The 17,578-nt window shown below is 42.7% G+C and carries 16 protein-coding genes; 9 read left to right on the top strand and 7 right to left on the bottom strand.

Features of this window, described 5'->3' with window-relative positions; genetic code table 11:
• The first annotated feature begins 13 nt into the window (after positions 1-13).
• Positions 14-892 (top strand): alpha/beta hydrolase, encoded by an 879-nt coding sequence (locus ACJA3J_RS07455; protein WP_406945892.1) that lies wholly within the window; start codon positions 14-16, stop codon positions 890-892.
• 93 nt (positions 893-985) lie between these two features.
• Complete coding sequence (locus tag ACJA3J_RS07450; RefSeq protein WP_406945891.1) at positions 986-1,810, top strand: alpha/beta fold hydrolase; 825 nt, start codon at positions 986-988, stop codon at positions 1,808-1,810.
• 34 nt (positions 1,811-1,844) lie between these two features.
• Here ACJA3J_RS07450 and ACJA3J_RS07445 read toward each other — a convergent pair whose 3' ends face one another.
• The gene (locus ACJA3J_RS07445) at positions 1,845-2,060 is read right to left on the bottom strand and encodes a hypothetical protein (protein WP_089650870.1); all 216 of its coding nucleotides are present in this window, start codon (positions 2,058-2,060) and stop codon (positions 1,845-1,847) included.
• A 21-nt stretch (positions 2,061-2,081) separates the two neighbouring features.
• Complete coding sequence (locus ACJA3J_RS07440; RefSeq protein WP_406945890.1) at positions 2,082-2,585, bottom strand: GNAT family N-acetyltransferase; 504 nt, start codon at positions 2,583-2,585, stop codon at positions 2,082-2,084.
• Between the two features lie 155 nt (positions 2,586-2,740).
• On the opposite strand from ACJA3J_RS07440, the gene ACJA3J_RS07435 reads away from it, so the two are divergent.
• Together ACJA3J_RS07435 and arr are read left to right on the top strand one after the other, a co-directional pair.
• The gene (locus ACJA3J_RS07435) at positions 2,741-2,929 is read left to right on the top strand and encodes a hypothetical protein (RefSeq protein ID WP_406945889.1); all 189 of its coding nucleotides are present in this window, start codon (positions 2,741-2,743) and stop codon (positions 2,927-2,929) included.
• 456 nt (positions 2,930-3,385) lie between these two features.
• A complete protein-coding gene (arr, locus tag ACJA3J_RS07430; protein WP_089650867.1) occupies positions 3,386-3,802 on the top strand; it encodes an NAD(+)--rifampin ADP-ribosyltransferase in 417 nt (138 codons plus the stop codon).
• Between the two features lie 79 nt (positions 3,803-3,881).
• Here the strand turns inward: arr and ACJA3J_RS07425 are convergent, their stop codons facing one another.
• A complete protein-coding gene (locus ACJA3J_RS07425; protein WP_406945888.1) occupies positions 3,882-5,084 on the bottom strand; it encodes an MFS transporter in 1,203 nt (400 codons plus the stop codon).
• A 592-nt stretch (positions 5,085-5,676) separates the two neighbouring features.
• Here ACJA3J_RS07425 and ACJA3J_RS07420 point away from each other — a divergent pair.
• From ACJA3J_RS07420 to ACJA3J_RS07405, 4 genes are all read left to right on the top strand, one after another.
• Positions 5,677-6,582 carry a DMT family transporter gene (locus tag ACJA3J_RS07420; protein ID WP_406945887.1) on the top strand — a complete coding sequence of 302 codons (906 nt, stop codon included), beginning with the start codon at positions 5,677-5,679 and terminating at the stop codon, positions 6,580-6,582.
• 198 nt (positions 6,583-6,780) lie between these two features.
• Complete coding sequence (locus ACJA3J_RS07415; RefSeq protein WP_406945886.1) at positions 6,781-12,327, top strand: lamin tail domain-containing protein; 5,547 nt, start codon at positions 6,781-6,783, stop codon at positions 12,325-12,327.
• Between the two features lie 250 nt (positions 12,328-12,577).
• Positions 12,578-13,528 carry a nucleoside hydrolase gene (locus tag ACJA3J_RS07410; RefSeq protein ID WP_406945885.1) on the top strand — a complete coding sequence of 317 codons (951 nt, stop codon included), beginning with the start codon at positions 12,578-12,580 and terminating at the stop codon, positions 13,526-13,528.
• Between the two features lie 137 nt (positions 13,529-13,665).
• Complete coding sequence (locus ACJA3J_RS07405) at positions 13,666-15,078, top strand: LysM peptidoglycan-binding domain-containing protein (protein WP_406945884.1); 1,413 nt, start codon at positions 13,666-13,668, stop codon at positions 15,076-15,078.
• Between the two features lie 177 nt (positions 15,079-15,255).
• Here ACJA3J_RS07405 and ACJA3J_RS07400 read toward each other — a convergent pair whose 3' ends face one another.
• Together ACJA3J_RS07400 and ACJA3J_RS07395 are read right to left on the bottom strand one after the other, a co-directional pair.
• Positions 15,256-15,729, bottom strand: a complete 474-nt coding sequence (locus ACJA3J_RS07400; RefSeq protein WP_115894006.1) for a hypothetical protein — start codon at positions 15,727-15,729, stop codon at positions 15,256-15,258.
• A 12-nt stretch (positions 15,730-15,741) separates the two neighbouring features.
• Entirely contained in the window at positions 15,742-15,894 is a 153-nt protein-coding gene (locus tag ACJA3J_RS07395; RefSeq protein WP_167355977.1) for a hypothetical protein, read from the bottom strand.
• Positions 15,895-16,017: 123 nt separating this feature from the next.
• On the opposite strand from ACJA3J_RS07395, the gene ACJA3J_RS07390 reads away from it, so the two are divergent.
• A complete protein-coding gene (locus ACJA3J_RS07390; protein ID WP_089650862.1) occupies positions 16,018-16,413 on the top strand; it encodes a hypothetical protein in 396 nt (131 codons plus the stop codon).
• 57 nt (positions 16,414-16,470) lie between these two features.
• On the opposite strand, the gene ACJA3J_RS07385 is transcribed toward ACJA3J_RS07390, so the two are convergent.
• Complete coding sequence (locus tag ACJA3J_RS07385) at positions 16,471-16,899, bottom strand: VOC family protein (RefSeq protein ID WP_115894005.1); 429 nt, start codon at positions 16,897-16,899, stop codon at positions 16,471-16,473.
• A 64-nt stretch (positions 16,900-16,963) separates the two neighbouring features.
• Positions 16,964-17,575, bottom strand: a complete 612-nt coding sequence (locus tag ACJA3J_RS07380; RefSeq protein ID WP_115894004.1) for a hypothetical protein — start codon at positions 17,573-17,575, stop codon at positions 16,964-16,966.
• Positions 17,576-17,578: the final 3 nt, after the last annotated feature.

The raw sequence follows: 17,578 nt of genomic DNA, 5'->3' as shown, positions 1-17,578 counted from the left end.
AGAGGGTTCAATGATGCTTAAATTATGGATGGCACGATTACTGCGACTTTTCCCCAATCAGGCGGAAAGAAACCTGATGGTCCCGTTTCAATATGTACATAAGAAAGTAGACTTGATTGTCGATACCGGGGTGAAACCGACGCCCATCAGCTTGTACTATCCTGCTGTACCTGATGGGAAGCGATTCCCCGTTTATATGAACATGCACGGAGGTGCCTTCATTATGAATGAAAAAAGAATGGACGACCCTTACTGCCGTTTTCTTGCGAATGAAACGGGGTGCGTCATCGTCAATGTAGATTATGCAAAAGCGCCCGAGTATCCTTTTCCAAAACCTGTCGAGCAGTGTTACGAAATTTACCAATGGCTCAAAGCCCATGCAGAAGAGCTCCATCTTGATCACGGCCAAATGATGGTCGGCGGGCAAAGTTCAGGCGGGAATATGGCCGCTGCCCTTTGCCTTCTATTGAAAGAGCGCTCCGAACGACAGCCGCTTCTGCAAGTGCTGTCCTATCCGATGCTCGACTTCGTCACACCGCACGGCGATAAACCAGAACCGGATAAATGGCGGGCGAAGTACCCGGAGGCGGCCCATTTTCTCAACTATTGTTATGTCCCAGAAAAAAATCAAGCGGAGCACCCGCTCGCATCCCCTGTAAAAGCAGAAAAGGTTGGTGGTCTGGCTCGAGCGCTTTTCATCATCCCTGAATATGATGCTTTTACAATGGAAGGAAAAGCCTACGCGGAAAAGTTGAAACAAGCGGGTGTCGATGTAGACGTACATGTATTTGAAGGCTGCTCCCACGCATTCACCCACCAGGGGCCGCGGGATCAAGCAGAGGAAGCCTGGCGTATGATTGCTAAAACAATACGCCAGGTCACAGAATTGTAACAAAACCAGACCGATTATCCTTTGCCACCCCCTGCTTTTTGACTTATAATGACCGTTAGTGTCGTATTGAGTTTTATTAAAGCAGGTGATCCATTGTTAGAATATAAAGTGTTAGGCTCCGACCCGTCCAAGGAGTATGTCATCTTCCTCCATGGCATCGGTGGAAGCGTCAACATCTTTTTCCCACAAATGAAAGCATTCCGAAAGTCTTTCAATATCATCGTTGTCAATCTACCCGGTCACAAAAATTCACCAAGCGTGTCCAGTTACAAAGAGACGTTTTCCTTTGAAACCGTGACAGACGAAGTTCTTGGTGTCCTAGATGACCTTGGAGTGGAAAAGGCACATTTCGTAGGGATTTCTCTAGGTTCCGTCGTCATTCAGCACGTCTTGTCCACCGCCCCTCACCGCGTCCAAACCGCTGTGTTAGGCGGAGCGATCACAAGAATCAACCTTTTAGCGAAATTCCTTCTTGTATTGGGGACGATGCTGAAAAATGTCACGCCACACTTGTATTTGTATTCGTTGTGCGCACGCATTTTAATGCCGAGAAAGAACCATAAAGAGTCAAGAGACGCCTTTATCCATGAAGCCTCCCAAATGAAAAGGGAAGATTTCTTAGGGTGGTACAACATCGTTTATTCGGTTCCGGACACGTTTACACACGTGAATGAGAACGCCGCCTCCGTCCCGAAATTGTATATTACAGGGGAAGGCGACCACATGTTCAGAGATGATGTGATGAAAGATACACGGCACATGCCGAACACATCCTTCCTCCTTTTATCTGAGAGCGGACACGTCGTGAACTTAGATAAAACCGAGTCCTTCAACAAACTGGCCATTTCCTTCATTCAGTCGGAAGGTCAGATGGATCTGACGGACGTAACGGAAGAAGTCATAAACTCCAATCACTAAGAAAAGCGCCGGCATCACGCCTGGCGCTTTTCTTTTATTTGGACTCTAAATGCTTGACCCATCGAATCGCCCAGTACAAAACAATCCAGGGAAGGATGAACTTTGTTACCCATTCCACAATCGTCATCAAGGTGAGCAAAACAAAATAAGGGTTCACTCCAAATTGCGGGAGCGTAAAATAAAGGACGACTATGAAAGCCAGACCAATGATTATATCTTTCCACTCTATTCTCTTGCTCCCTATTTGCATCAACTCCCACCTCTTTCCTAGTTAAATATTCTTCCAATATCTTAGCGACGTGTATTTTTCTGCTTCTTCACTTCCATAGCCTTTTTGTTTATGAGAAAAAGCGAACCCTTTGGCTTCATAAAAAGGAATACCCTCATGGTTTCCTTCCTGAACAGAAACCCACAGCTTCTTTGCTCCATACTCTACTTGTTGCTTTGTAAAAGCTTCCAGAAGTTTAGTCCCGATCCCTTCATTTTTTCTGACTGGATCCAAATACATGACGTAAAGCTCAGAGGCATCTTTTGCAATCATCCCGCCCCCACACGCTCCGACAACCTCATCACCGTCAACGGCGACGATATATCCGCCCCATTCTTTCCCTGTATGTGTGACCTCACCCAGAATCCTTTCCTTTGTGTAAAACTGTTGGATGATCTGCTCTATGTAATCGGCGGGGTATAAATCCGCGTATGTGGTTCGGTTGCCTTCTGAACAGACACGAACGATTCCTTCAACATGCGCCTGTTCGGCTTTTAAGATTCTCATGATATTCTATCTCCTTTCTATTTAATGAATAGCAGAATCGTTCACTCATCCATTGCTCTGTATTGAACATTACCTTTCCGAATAAATGGTAAAAACTTATTTCAAATATGATAAAAACTACAACAAGACTTCTCAAATATGGAGAGGGAGAGTCGATGGCTAAGAAAACAATGAAACACAAAACAAAAGTAACCAAACCTGTAAGTAGTGAAACCTTCATATATTTACACACCACGCATCCCCCTTTAGTAGGTATGATGAACAATTTCTCTATGAATATTTTCATAAAGTTACTGCCAATGATTAAGGCAAGACCTAATAAGGTCAGCGTCCACCCTAAATAACCAAAATGATAATCCACTAAATTGATTACTTCTATAACACCAAATGCGAAAATAAAAATACCAATGGCCCTCCATCGAGGCCTATTCAAAACATTCCCCCACAACTTTTATGTCTCTTATTATTGGATACGATTATGGTGGGGGTTAAGTTCCATACAAAGCCAATCACCCAGAAAAAATGGCGTTTCCTCTGCATGATAATTATGTAATGAATAAAAGCCCAATATCTCAAAAAAATTGAGCTATCGAGCTTCCGTTCGTTTAAATTCTGCATTAATGGTAGGATATACAGCCACAAGCTAGTCTTAAATTAATCCTCAAAATATGATGACTGTCGATCCAACTACACCCTCTACTTCCATTATACAGCCAATAAAAAAAGATTTATAGACTACTCTTTCTGCCTTTCATCTCCTATACTGTTATATACAAAATCTGAATAAGAGGTGTTTCTGTATGAATGATAAACAAGAGGTCATCGATCGTGGTCCTTTCTTTCATGGTACTAAAGCGGAACTGAAAATCGGAGACCTATTAAAGCCACAGCACTTATCCAATTATCAAGACAAAAAATCCAACTATATATACTTCACAGCTACATTGGATGCGGCTAAATGGGGGGCTGAATTAGCGCAGTCTCCCTCTAAAGAGCGAATTTACATTGTAGAACCATTAGGGGAGTTTGAAAATGATCCGAACCTGACGGATAAAAAATTCCCCGGAAACCCAACACGTTCTTATCGATCAAAATCATCTTTGAAAATAACAGCTGAGTTGAAATCATGGGAACGACATTCCGATGATGAAATAAATCAAATGCTTACCTTCTTACAAAAGTTACGTGAACAAGGAGAAGATGTGATCTACGATTAATATTGATCTTTATAATTCCGGGGAAGACCTACTGCTGAAATGACTGCCCCCACCTTCCCCGATTTCCTCTCTTACCTTCCTAAGAGGTACTTCTGAATTCTTCCTCCTCTTCGAAGTACCCGGCTTTGCTTGGCATAAGAACCAACTTGATCTGCCAAAAGCTCAGCACCAGCAATAACATCGAAGCAGCAATAATACTGTATCGAACCGGAATCATCTCACCCGTAAATCCAATCAATAAAATAAACATGACTTGAAGAAAACTTTGAAAGATTCCGTATATGCTGGAGATCCTCCCCATCATTTTCACCGGAACGTTATTTTGATAAAAAGTCATAAACCCAGTACCAGAAAAGGAGTTGAAAAATCCTAACACCATAAATCCAATGGCTACGGTCCAGAATGATACGGAAAAAGCATAGACTAAATAGCCAACCGATACCAGCAAATACCCGCTTGTCATTAGAGCTTTTATAGACAATTTTTCAGCCACAAGCGAAACAGTGGCCGCTCCTAAAATAGAACCTACTCCTGTGAGACTTATGAGCAAGCCGTAGTCTGTTTCAGATAGGTGTAATACCTGTTGAGTAAAGACCACCTCTTGAGCATCCATGCCAAGGGCAACAATCATAAATAGTTGAGCTAAGAAGTACACTTTTACAACAAAGAGGTTGCTCTGACTGAAGCTAAACACTTCTTTCCAATCGCTTCTCAACATGGTCAAACTAAATTTATGTACAGTTTGTTCATCCTCCGTCTTCACGTTTGGTAATAAATACATCATAATACCAGAAACAACAAAAGAAAAAGCATTCAGCCAAATGGATATATGTACAGTGGTTATGAGCAGTAGTGCTCCAGAGACAGCCGGGCCGATCAAAAAGGCACTTGAAGTAATCAAACTTCTAAAAGAATTGAATTGTTTCCGCCCCTTCTCAGGAACAACATTTGTAATATAGGTAATGGCTGCCGGTTCAAAGAACGCTTTTGAAATGGAGAGGAAAAATAGGCACACATAGATCGGCCAAATCAAGTTGAAGAAAGGAATGATCGCAACTAAAACTGCACGAATGAGGTCTGTGCCAATCATTATTCTTCGAATGTTCAAACGGTCGATCATACTTCCAGACCAAAATTTCGTGACCATCGAAGCGATCGGTCCGATAATCCATAATCCAGCTACTGCAGCAGCTGACCCTGTTAGTTTTAAAACTAAAACATTTATGGCAACGAGATAAATAAAGTCCCCTAGAGTAGATATGCCCAATCCAAACAGTAGCAAAAACGAATTCTTCTTTTGGGAGAAGCTTGGTTGACTAATAATAACACCCCGCTTAAGAATTCCTTCTACAAAAATTGGAAATAACCTGCGGATATGAATAGTTGTCACAAAACCTTCATAACTAAAAAAAGTACACCTCCGTTCAGCAAGCTTCCGTACTCCTGGTCTGAAGATGAATCTCCTGAAAAATTGTATATTTTTTATTTTTCCACTTGTATAACAGGTAAATGACCTGCTAAAATTAGGGAACATTTGTTAATGATTACCAAACAAAAGTGTATGAGGATGCTAGTATGGATTGATCTTTCTAAAAGGAAGCAGTCTTCTCGTTATACTTCTATCAGTCTCATCTTTTATGGTTTTATCATGAACCTCTGCACGCAAAGCTCCGTATTCTATGAAACTATCATTTCCCATTGATGTTGAACGTTAAATCTATAGGAACTCTTTTATGCCTCTTTATAAATATATTTGATTAGCAACGAACAGAAAATGTTTCGGCTCTTGAACTTCCGTCATTATTAAGCCCTTTTAAATTTTAACCAAGGGATTAAAAGTTGCATCATCACTATTTTAAGGAGGCATACAAAAGATGAGATCTGTAGGTGTAAGCTTAGTTATTCTTGCAGCTATATGCTGGGGAGTTAGTGGAGGAATTGCAGATATCTTAATGAATAAGGGGTGGGATCCTATTGTGATCTCACTCTATCGTGGGGCTGTTGGCTTTGTATGTTTTTTTGTATGGTTTCTTTTAAGCATTAAACAAAACTGGAGCTCCTCCACTCCAATATACATATGGTCCTTATTGGCTGGCGTAGGTGTGGCCGGGAATTTCACTTTTTATTTTCTTACCATCCAGGCTTCAAGTGTGGCTGTTGCTTCTACTTTAATGTACACAGCACCGGTTTTCGTCCTTGTCATCTCTTTTTTATTACGAATTGAACGTTCGACTTGGTTTAAATGGGGATGCATATTAGGAGTGCTTATGGGGATTATTCTGCTTACAGGTGCTTACAACACCGATTCGATATCCGTGGGTATTCTAGGGGTGGCATTCGGGCTTGCTGCTGGCCTTTCCTATGCATTATTTATCTTCGGATTTAAAAACGCCTCTTCCATCGGCAAGCCACAAACCACTTTAACCACCGCATTCTTCTCATTCTGTCTTATCCTTTTGCTTATCGCGGACATGGGTGAAGTCGCTAGAGTGATGACCTCAAACGACATAGGCTGGTTTCTTTTATTGGGGATATTGGGTGCTGGGATTTCGTTCATCTTCTATGTAATCGGCATTCAGTGGACGGCTCCAACGACAGCTTCAATGGTCGCTATGGTTGAGCCGGTTACCGCTTCATTATTTGGCTTTCTGCTAATCGGAGACCACTTGACCCTCATTCAACTTATTGGAATGGTGCTCATCCTGTTTACGGTTATCGTGCTTAGTTTAAGAAAACCTCCTCAACCTTCAGAGGAAAAAATAGCGGTAAATCAACATTAAATATGCCACCCTATCATTACTGACACAACCTCATTGACGGCCATGTTCCTTCAGATGAACGAACCCCTTCTTTTTTCATAGCACCAACTTACCATTTTACATAAAAATCCAATTTTTACATTCTATTTACTGAACATTCACATAACCATCAAACTTCTCCTCTACTCTTTGGACAGTGTATTCAAAAGGAGGATCTAAATGAAGAGGAGAAATAAGAACATGGTTAGAAGTTTTGTGATGTCGAGTTTGCTTTTAGGCGCAGCACTAATAGGTGATCACTCCGTCATAAAGGCAGAAGAGACTCAAAGTTTACTGGTGACTGAAATAGCTCCAAATATTGAAGGGCCTGAGGATTACGAGTATTTTGAAGTATATAATTCCTCTACAGAAAAAATCAATCTGGAAGATTACTCTTTCCAATATGTCTACACAGATGGAAGCTATGATGATATTACTCTTTCAGTTCCCGACTACACGGTCGCATCGAAGGAAACGGTCGTTTTATGGTTTAACAAAACGGGAGCGACCACCGAATCCTTCCGAGAGCATTTCCCTTCTACACGTGAAGACGTGACGATTTTAGAGTTTAGTGGAGAAGGATTCACCGGAATGTCGAACGGTGGGAACAGGGGGATTACGATTACTGACGCCAATCAAGGACTTGTGAGTTCTGCCGTTTATTCGAAAGAGGAAGTTTCCGAAGATCTCTCTAAACACTTCCAAATTCAATCAGGAAATGCAGAAATGAATACATATCAAACGTCCTCACATGCTACGCCGGGAGACATTCATGCAGAACAGGTAGTCATCCCATCTGAGGATAATTCTGCACCCGTCATCACTCATACTCCAGTCAACACTGTCGATGGTGGCCAGAATTTAACCATCCAAACGAAAATAGAGGATGATCAGGATGTCATCACTGCAACGTTGCACTACCAGACTCATCCGCAAATGAACTGGCAGTCTGTTTCGCTTACAACAGAAGACCAAACCAACTTTGCAGCCGAAATTCCTTATGAGCAGTTTTTAGGAGAGTCACTTACTTATTTTATTGAAGTGACAGATGGGTCAAACACCGTTACCTACCCTGAAGATCGAACAAAACCCTTTTCAGTAGCGGTAACCATCGAAGATTCAGCAGATCCTCAATCCGTGCCAAAACTGTTACTGACCGAAGTCACACCGGATACGGTCAATGTAGGTGGCAGTGACGGGTATGAGTTTATCGAAGGTTACAACAATACCAGCCAGCCTATTAATCTTAAAGACTACCAAATCATCTACCGGTATCCCAGTTCTTCCCAGCTCGAATGGGATTTGACAGAAGACCTTACCATTGGACCTCAGCAGCCCTTTGTTATATGGATCAAAAATGGGGCCAATGATGATCTCACCATTGATGATTTCAATGAAAACTTCGGAACGGAGCTGACGAAAGAAGAACTGACGACTGTCTCGTCTGATGGCATGGCAAATGGCAGCCAGCGTTCCATTATTATTGCCGATGACCTCGGAACAGAATTATCCGTCAGTACATACAACGCGAATGAAATGGATACAGCAGAAAATCAAGGCATCACTTACAAGTACCCTTCTTCCGGCACATCCATGGTAAAAACAGGAACCGCCCCTTTGGGAACCCCTGGAATCCTGTTAAATGGACAGACGCCTGCTGAACCGGTAGAAATTTCCGATGATACAGAAGCGCCGTTCATCAGCCATGAACCGATCGATTCTGTGAAAAGTGGTAATGACCTGAAGATTGAGGCTCAGGTCACAGATAATAAACAAATCAATACCGTCTCCCTTTCTTATAAAAATGTAGAGGCAGAGGAATGGATGCGCCTTGATATGAAGGCTGTCCAAGGAAAAATGGATGTTTATGAAGCTGTCATCCCTTCCAGAGATAAAAGAACAGGAAACCTTACTTACAAAATTGAAGCTACAGATGGGGTCCATGTGGCAGAAACAGAAACGTACACGGTAAATGTACAAACAGCGGACTATGACGCCGAGCAGGTGCCGACACTTCTAATCACAGAAGTCGTTCCTGATTCAGTGAACGTCAATGGACTGGATGGTTATGAGTATATTGAAGTGTATAACAACAGCTCTAAAGATATGAATTTCAAAGATTATAAGCTTCGATACCGATACCCAATGGAAGGACCTGCTGCCGACCTTCTTTGGAGTCCTGAGCAGGAAGATGTCATAATACCTTCTGGCCAGAGTGTCGTTTTTTGGATAAAAAACACGGGAAATCAAGGTCAAACTGCCGATGATTTCAATGAGAACTACGGGACAGATTTAGAAATCGGGCAGAACCTCTTTACTATCCAATCTAATGGCATGTCAAACTCAGGGAATCGCGGGCTCGTTGTAGCAACCAACACGGGACATGAAATCATTACGACCGAGTACAACGATGAGGCAAATAAAAAAGATCCATCTTCCAACAAGGGCATCGTTTACGCCTTTCCCACCGATGGTTCCAACAAGATGGTTAAGGTTAGCAGCGCTGTTAAAGAAGCAACGCCTGCTTCCGTAGAAACCTATCAGATTCCAGAGATGTTTATAGAGACGATAGAAGATCAGGAAGACCCCGAACTGGAAGACCTGACAAACATCAAAGAAGTCAATGAACAAGAAAACCTTGAACTAAGATTTGACGCGAGGGATAACCAAGAAGTAAAAACCGTCACTCTCTACTACAAAAACAATACCCAAAAGGAATTCACGACCGTCGACCTTCAGGAGGATTACGATGATGGTTTTTATCATCATACGATTTATTCCCCTATCATGATCGGCAGAGAGAATATTGAATATTATCTGGAGGTTTCCGATGGTACAAACACCATCACAACAGAGAAGAAAACCGTCCAGATCATCGGAAACGACCAGCAGACAGGTCTTCGCCTAAATGTGGAGGATGAAAAGGTCTTAACAGGAGAGACGCTCTTGAAAGCAACCTCTTCAAGTGAAAATTATGATCAAATTGAACTGAGCATTGACGGACGTTCGGTTACATCAGAAACGTACCGATCTCTAGAACAACCAGCCTATTTCGCTTTTGATGTAAAGAAAACAAATTTGTACTTCAAGAATGGGGTAACGATGAACGACGAAACCCTTCTTATTTTTGATGATACCGTCAACACGTATCAGACCATGACGGTCTCTATTGAACCAGAAAACATTCCATACGGGGAATCGACAACGATTGCCATCAGGTCCGGAACAAAGGTCTCCCCTTTTGATCAGGAATCTGAGGAAAACCGGGATGATTTTTATGTTAAAAATGTCCGGATGGTGTTGAGTGACGGTACCGTCATTTATGATCCGAAATACAATAAGCCGGACCAAGAGCTGTCAATTGGAGATGGCGGGGCGTCCATCCCCACCCTTGAATTCAGCTTCGATCTTCCAGAAGAACCGTTCATTTCAAAAACATATAAGTGGGATACCACCGCTTACGAGGAAGGAAACCACACCATTGAAACATCTGATGGTGGGGACACCAAACAAGCAGAGGTTGTCATCGATAATTCTGCGCCGGTAATCACTGCTTCCGTGGACGAAAATACAGAGTACAAAGGAGCATTCACACTAGATGCGGACATCGAAGATCAATGGTCCGGCGTGACAGAGGTAACGGCTCTCCTTGATGGGGAAACGATCGAGCTTCCGTACCAGACATCGTCAGCGAAACTCTCTCCGGGGGAACATAGCTTTGAAGTAACAGCTACAGACCTCGTCGGAAACCAAGCGGAGGAACAAGTAACCTTTAAGGTTGTTGAAGAACACCCGTATCAACCTGAAGTCCTATCTCCAGCAGACGGCGCTGAAAATGTAAAAAACAACGCTTCTCTCTCTGTGAAAGTGAGCGATCCAACGTCTGATGATATGCTGGTCGAATTTTATAAAGGAGATGAATATGAGCCAGGTGATTCGGAAATCCAGGTATATTCAAGCAGTTCAACGACAGAACCTCCTACAGAACTCAGCAGCAGTAGCGACAAATTGCTACAGGAAACCGATATAGAAAAGATCAATTCCAACGATCAAACCTATTTCACGACGACTTCAACAGAAAAGTTCCCTTATCACCGCTTTGAAGTGGAAGTCGGGCAGGAGTTGACGGAGTCGGATCGTTTGGAGCTGAACTGGGAAGGAAAGTCACTCCCAGGAAGAAAGGTCTCCATGTACGTGTGGAATTTCTCTACCAGCGAATGGGACTTAAAGCAATGGAAAGTAGCAGAAGAGCAGGATTTTGCACTCACTGCCCAGCTTAAGGACATGAGCTATATTTCTGACGGAAAAGTACAAGTGCTCATTCAGGATGAAATCGCAAAAGAAACACCATTTGATTACACCCTCGTTTGGATGTCGGATACCCAGTATTATTCAGAAAGTTACCCTTACATTTATAAAGATATGGTCGACTGGGTAGCAGCGAACAAAGAAACACTCAACATCCCTTACGTTTTCCATACCGGAGACCTGGTGGATGAATGGGATGATGATCAGCAATGGAGCTATGCTGATGAATATATGAATGTGCTTGAAGGTGCCGGACTTCCTTATGGTGTTCTTGCTGGGAATCACGATGTCAATCAGAAAAACAACGATTACTCCCAGTACTCCAAATATTTTGGGGCATCTCGATTCGAAAACCAGCCCACTTATGGTGAATCATACAAAGACAACCGCGGCCATTACGATCTCGTAAGTGTAAACGGCAATGACTTTTTGATGCTTTATATGGGCTGGGGCGTCATACAGGAAGACCTGGACTGGATGAACAGCGTTCTAGCTCAATATCCAGACCGGATGGCATTCCTGAGCTTTCATGAGTATCTCCTAGTTTCAGGAAACCGCAGTCCGCTTGGAGAAGACATCTACAAGCAAGTCGTAGAACCAAATGAGAATGTGGTTGCTGTGTTGAGTGGCCACTATCACGACAGTGAAACACTTATTGATGAAATTGATGACGATGGGGACGGTACGGCCGACCGGAAAGTATATCAGATGCTTGCCGACTATCAAGGCGGGCCAGAAGGCGGACAAGGGTATTTGCGACTTCTCCATGTCAATCCGAACGAAAATAAGATTTATGTAAAAACATACTCGCCTTATCTGGATAATTACAATTACTATGACGCCGCCACTTACCCAGGTAAAGACGAATTCATTATCGACCTCCCTCTTCAACCAAAAGAGAAAGAGGTTTCAACAGACACATTTGAAGTCAATGTTTTCACGGATCAGGAAGTTGGAAAAGCAAGAACAGCGAAGTCCGATCATAAGGCCAAGGTTTTATGGAAGGATCTGAATGAAGAAACAGAATACAGCTGGTATGTTAAAGTCTCCGACCAATTTAGTGGAGAAACGATATCGCCCGTCTGGTCTTTTACAACAGAGGCCAATCATAAGAAAGATAAAGGAGAAGATGAAAAAGAGAAGAAAAACAAAAATGACCAAGTGAAACCTTTGAAAGTGAAAGAGAAAAAAGGGAAATGGGTAATCAAACTTCCGAACACTCTAAAAAATGAAAACATAGGGGAAGCCTCCATCAGGATTAAAAATGAAGAAGACAAGAGAATCAAAGGAACAATCCTGATGAAAAAGAATGGGAAAAAGATTGAATTCACACCTGACAATGCTGTATTAAAAGACGATACGTATGTTTTATTAATAGCAGGGTTAGAAAAAGAATTCGTTTTTAAACTTGATTACTGATTATAGAGAAAGGGCCTGCGGAATTATAGCGCAGTGCCCTTTTTCAAATTCACATAGGGAAACACACAAACTCCACCGATTGATAAGTTTGTGTATTCTTCACCTTAATTACACCCATGAGAAGATCGCATCGAAAATGGCATAACACATGAAATATGCCTCGCCATCCTTACTGAAAACATAGGTTGTGATTTAATTAAGAAGTCATACATAAAATAGCATAGCTTATCTATAATTATGGGGGGGTTCTATGCATAATGTTTTACTGTTCTGCGACCCAGGAATTGATGACTCACTAGCCATCATGTATGCACTTTTAAATCCAAAAATAAATGTGGTCGGTATTGTTTCAAGTTATGGGAACGTTCCTCAGAAACAAGCCATTCAGAATGTGTCGTACCTTTTAAAGCTGGCTGGTAGGGAAGATATCCCTATGATTGGCGGCGCAAAAAGTCCACTCAGTGGGGAAGTAGCTGTATTTTATCCGGAAATCCACGGAGAAGAAGGACTCGGACCCATACGTCCTCCGGAGACAGTAGAAGGAGAAGTCGTAAATTTCGATAAGATCTTTAAAATTATCGATTCATACGCTGACAATCTAGTCATTCTGGATGTAGGAAGGTCTACATCTTTGGCTATTGCTTTTTTATTGGGAGGACAAGAGAAATTACGAAAGGTTAAGGCCATTTATTGTATGGGAGGGGCCTTTTTAGTCCCCGGGAACGTTACCCCTGTTGCAGAAGCTAACTTTCATGGTGACGCAATCGCTGCCAACCTCGTTTTAAACAAATTAAATCATATCTATATCACTCCATTAAACGTTACCAACCATGCCTTCATTACGCCTGAAACCATTCAAAGCATTACCTCCCAGTCTTTTAATGCGTTCACCCACCTTATCAAGCCGATCTTTGATTACTATACCACTGCTTATAAAAAATTAAATCCAAGCCTTTCGGGCAGTCCTTTGCATGATGTATTTACTGTGTTTGCCTTAGTAAACCCAGAACAAGTCCGGTATATCGAACGCCAGGCTTCTGTATCCATAAACTTTGATAATACAAAAGGTGAAAGTATAGCCGACTTCAGGGCGAATTCCAGTGAACAAGCGACAGAGAATACAGATCATATCGCCATATCGTTCAACTACAAGGCGTTTGTAAAAGATTTTGTCACGGTGATGACTACTCGATATATATAAAACTGTTATAACCTTTTAAAATGATCAACCTCTCTCCAAAGTCCTTCTGCCATCAAGTCCCAACTATTAATGCTTATACATAAGGACAGGGCCCCTTTGCATATCTTCATAAAAAAGCGCAAAAAAGGAGGGGCGAAATGATCATTCATGCTGTAGAAAACGGTGACTCCCTATGGAGGATCGCTCAGCGATATGGAGCCGATATCAATCAAATCATCCTTTTGAACCAACTGAACAATCCAGATGTGGTCGTGATCGGTCAGGCGCTCGTCATCCCCGAGCCGAATAAAGAATATGTCGTCCAGCCGGGAGACAATCTATGGAACATTGCGAACCGCTACGGTGTTCGTGTACAGGACCTTGCTGAGAAAAACAACATCGCGAATCCAGCGCTCATTTTTGTCGGGCAAATGCTCCTTCTTCCTTTTACGAACTATACGGTACAGGCAGGCGACAGCCTCTGGAAAATCGCCAACCAGTTCGGCGTGTCAGTTTCTGAGATTGCGGAAGCGAACGGCATTGAAAACCCATCGCTCATTTCTGTCGGTATGACACTCGCCATCCCTTCCCCTCTTCGTCCTGTGAAAGAAATCAACGCTTACATCACGAGAACGAATGCAGAAGGAGCAAGAGAAGTAAACACACTCGGCAGCCATTTCACCTATCTCTCTCCTTTCACACGCACCATCCAGACAGATGGAAACCTGACAGATTTGGATGACGCAGCGATTTTACAGGCGGCCGCTGCCCAAAACATATCCCCGCTGCTGGTGGTCACTAATTTCGTTGGAGGCAGTTTCGATTCAGATCTTGCAGCCACTTTTTTACGAAACCCTGGGATTCAGGATACCTTTATCGAAAACCTATTGGAACAGATGCGTGCGAAAGGCTATTCAGGAGTAAACTTCGACTTTGAATATGTGTATCCGGAAGATAAAGAAAATTACAATGCTTTCCTTAGAAAAGTCGTCGGCCGTTTGCGTCCGGAAGGTTTCAGCGTCTCCACCGCCCTCGCGCCAAAAGTACGCGAAGATCAGCAAGGACTGCTCTATGAGGCCCATGATTATGAAGCCCATGGGGACATTGTTGATTTCGTTGTGCTCATGACATATGAATGGGGCTGGTCAGGAGGAAGACCGTGGGCCATCGCACCAATCAACAAGGTCCGTGAAGTGCTCGACTACGCCATCACCGTCATTCCACGTGATAAAATCCTGATGGGCATGCCTTTGTATGGACGTGAATGGGAAATCCCATGGGTGCAGGGCACCTACGCCCGAACGGTCAACCCTCAGGAAGCGATCCAGCTCGCTGCAACATACGGGGTTCCCATCCAATACAATGAAGAATATCAATCCCCATTTTTCCGATATACCGATGAAAATGGACAGCAGCATGAAGTTTGGTTTGAAGACGCAAGAAGTGTGCAGGCTAAATATGATACGCTGGAAGAGTACGGTCTGAGGGGAGCAAGCTATTGGGTGTTGGGCAGTCCCTTCCCACAAAATTGGCCGGTCCTTCAGCGCAATTTTAAAGTGAAAAAAATGTGAAGCCTCCTTTCTTAGGGAGGCCTTTTTTTAATTCGAGTTTTTTCAAAGTGAATCCGCCAAGGAAAGTTTTACAGAAGACCCGCCCTCCTCTTCTATAAAACTCTCACAACCTAGAAAACAACCTCCTTCATTGTTCTTCCTTTTACGTGGCCGGAACATCATCCATAAACTACGAAATCATGGTACAAGATTATGTAAAAGTGCTTCACTCTCTTGAACTAGTCTAACGTAGTGAGCACCGATCCGAAACGCTGCAAAAGCATATAAAGATATGACTATACCAATCATCACTGGTTTCCATTTTTCAGGAATTTTAATTATCCCTTCCAGAGATACTTTCCATACCCTCGATAACCACTCCAACACGATCGAGTACACAAGCACTAAAAAAATCAGCACGGCTGCAGCAAACGTCCGCTTAAAATCACTTTCTAAAATAAGGATTTCGACCTCTTCTTTTGAAGTAATACTTTGAATAGGAAACTCATCGAGAACATTCCCCCTCCAACCGTACCTCTCTACCATACGCTCGTCCTCATTTAGTCCAACCCCAAGAGGAACAGCATAATCTCCAATAGATAGGAACATGTTGATCCCCAAAATCACAGGCATCACGAAAAGAGGAGAAAATCGTAACCATGTCTTCTTCACAATGAGCCCCCTTTACTCTTTCTTCTCAGCGAGCAATTCCTTGATTTCTTGTAAATGTACAATTTGCTCATCTTGCTTATCTGTTATCCGCTTCGTCATTCTTTCCAACGTTTTTGTGATTGACCACAAGGAAAGAATGATGATCAAACTTATGAAAACAGCCACTTGTTCACCCTCCTTCTCATTCTTTTACGGTGCGGAATTTTATAAGTTTCATAAAAAAGGAGGCCTTTTTCCCATCAAGGGATTATAGTAAAATGATAGCCATACAAAAACCAGGAGGATCTTATGAATAAAAAAGAAGGACTCGTCATTTCCTTGATTCTACTTTCCTTTGCCGGCCTGTTTATATGGTACAGCTCGGGAGCGAAATCACTCACAGGACAGTCCAAAAGTTGGTCAGGTCAATATGTAGGTGATGAAGAAAACGGAACCATGTTCAGAGAGCTCATCCTTACATACACGGGTGATTCGGATATTGACGACCTCCCTGTTACCTACACAGTGGACACAGAATCCACGTGGGGAGGGAAAGAGATCCACTGGAAAGGAACGAAGCGGCTCTCCGGCCAACAACTATACCTGGAGTCGAAATGTAATGATTGTCGCATCGCACTCAAAAGTGATATGACGATCACCTTACAATGGGAAGATAAACAGGAAAAACTCGTGTTGTCCAAATAAAACGTCTAGAGAGTTTTCTCTAGACGTTTCTTCAGTTGCTTCAGATTCAGAATCTCATTATTCCTTATTTCGTAAAGTCTCCTGCTCTTTCCTGACATTCTCTTTGTGAAAAGGAGAATTCAAGTCCTCATCCACTACACTGAACACATTTTGATCGGGATCAAAGAAGTCAAAATGCTTCATCCCACCAAATTCTTGGATGTCCGTCGTCTCAACCCCTGCATCATTCAACCTCTTGTAAGCGGCTTTGATATCGTTGACAACAAAATTGAAATAACTATTCTTTTCGCTCTTGTTTATCTCGAATTCTGTAGGCTGTGAATGGGAAACTTCAATCAGTCCGAACTGCACGAAGCCTTGAGGAAAGAAAAACCCCGCGCCCCCTTCCCATGAATCGATTTCCTGCACATCCAGGTGTTCTTCATACCATTTTTTCGATTGTTCAAGGTTCGTCACTGGAACGAATACACTTCCCACTTGAAACATGCCAAACTCCTCCTTTTTTAAAATGGAACCAACATTCAGAAAATCTCCCGTTAAGCAAACGTCCTTATGTATTCCCCTGATGATCCTTGTCATTATCCACCTTGATTTTCAGTAAAAGCACCGTCGTATCTTGCTTAATCATACGCTTTACTTGTGCCGCATTCTGCAAATCAAAAGCTTCCATCGTACCTGAAGATGACTGACGATAAGCTCCCAATAAGACTTCTTCGCCTAATACAAGCTTTATTCCTTCTTCCCCAATGGCATATTCCCATGTACTGATTCCCGGGTCATTCAGAGGAAGCGGACTCTCCCTTGGCATTAAAGATACGCCTGGAGCATACAAGTGCAGCAACGTCCCATCTCCCCCGCCTCTAATGATTCCGATTCCCATCTGCCCTTTTTCAGTTTGATCTGGATTTTTCCCATAGGAAATTTCAACTAATGGTTCTTCTATTTTCTTACCATCGTGATAGCCTTCCACCCAGACTCTTACCCATCGTTCACCTGCTTTTGGGAGCGTGAATTCAAAATCGTGGATTTGACCTATTCCTAGATCCTTGTAGGTCTTTTCATAATCCGATTCAGGATTCGCTTTAATAGAGGGATCCGTTCCCCCGGCCACCGCACAGCCGGATAAGATGAACAAAACGACAAGGATAAAGACCTTTTTCATGCT

This window comes from Halobacillus sp. SY10 (assembly GCF_045401165.1).
Lineage (GTDB): Bacteria > Bacillota > Bacilli > Bacillales > Halobacillaceae > Halobacillus > Halobacillus aidingensis.
Note: the sequence above shows the minus strand (reverse complement) of the source record. Positions and strands in the feature narration are given on the sequence as shown.

Coding starts and splice junctions, on each gene's coding strand:
- ACJA3J_RS07380 (WP_115894004.1), bottom strand. CDS start 17,575: ATGAAAAAGGTCTTTATCCTTGTCGTTTTGTTCATCTTATCCGGCTGT.
- ACJA3J_RS07410 (WP_406945885.1), top strand. CDS start 12,578: ATGCATAATGTTTTACTGTTCTGCGACCCAGGAATTGATGACTCACTA.
- ACJA3J_RS07405 (WP_406945884.1), top strand. CDS start 13,666: ATGATCATTCATGCTGTAGAAAACGGTGACTCCCTATGGAGGATCGCT.
- ACJA3J_RS07435 (WP_406945889.1), top strand. CDS start 2,741: ATGGCTAAGAAAACAATGAAACACAAAACAAAAGTAACCAAACCTGTA.
- ACJA3J_RS07385 (WP_115894005.1), bottom strand. CDS start 16,899: ATGTTTCAAGTGGGAAGTGTATTCGTTCCAGTGACGAACCTTGAACAA.
- arr (WP_089650867.1), top strand. CDS start 3,386: ATGAATGATAAACAAGAGGTCATCGATCGTGGTCCTTTCTTTCATGGT.
- ACJA3J_RS07440 (WP_406945890.1), bottom strand. CDS start 2,585: ATGAGAATCTTAAAAGCCGAACAGGCGCATGTTGAAGGAATCGTTCGT.
- ACJA3J_RS07420 (WP_406945887.1), top strand. CDS start 5,677: ATGAGATCTGTAGGTGTAAGCTTAGTTATTCTTGCAGCTATATGCTGG.
- ACJA3J_RS07390 (WP_089650862.1), top strand. CDS start 16,018: ATGAATAAAAAAGAAGGACTCGTCATTTCCTTGATTCTACTTTCCTTT.
- ACJA3J_RS07455 (WP_406945892.1), top strand. CDS start 14: ATGCTTAAATTATGGATGGCACGATTACTGCGACTTTTCCCCAATCAG.
- ACJA3J_RS07415 (WP_406945886.1), top strand. CDS start 6,781: ATGAAGAGGAGAAATAAGAACATGGTTAGAAGTTTTGTGATGTCGAGT.
- ACJA3J_RS07445 (WP_089650870.1), bottom strand. CDS start 2,060: ATGCAAATAGGGAGCAAGAGAATAGAGTGGAAAGATATAATCATTGGT.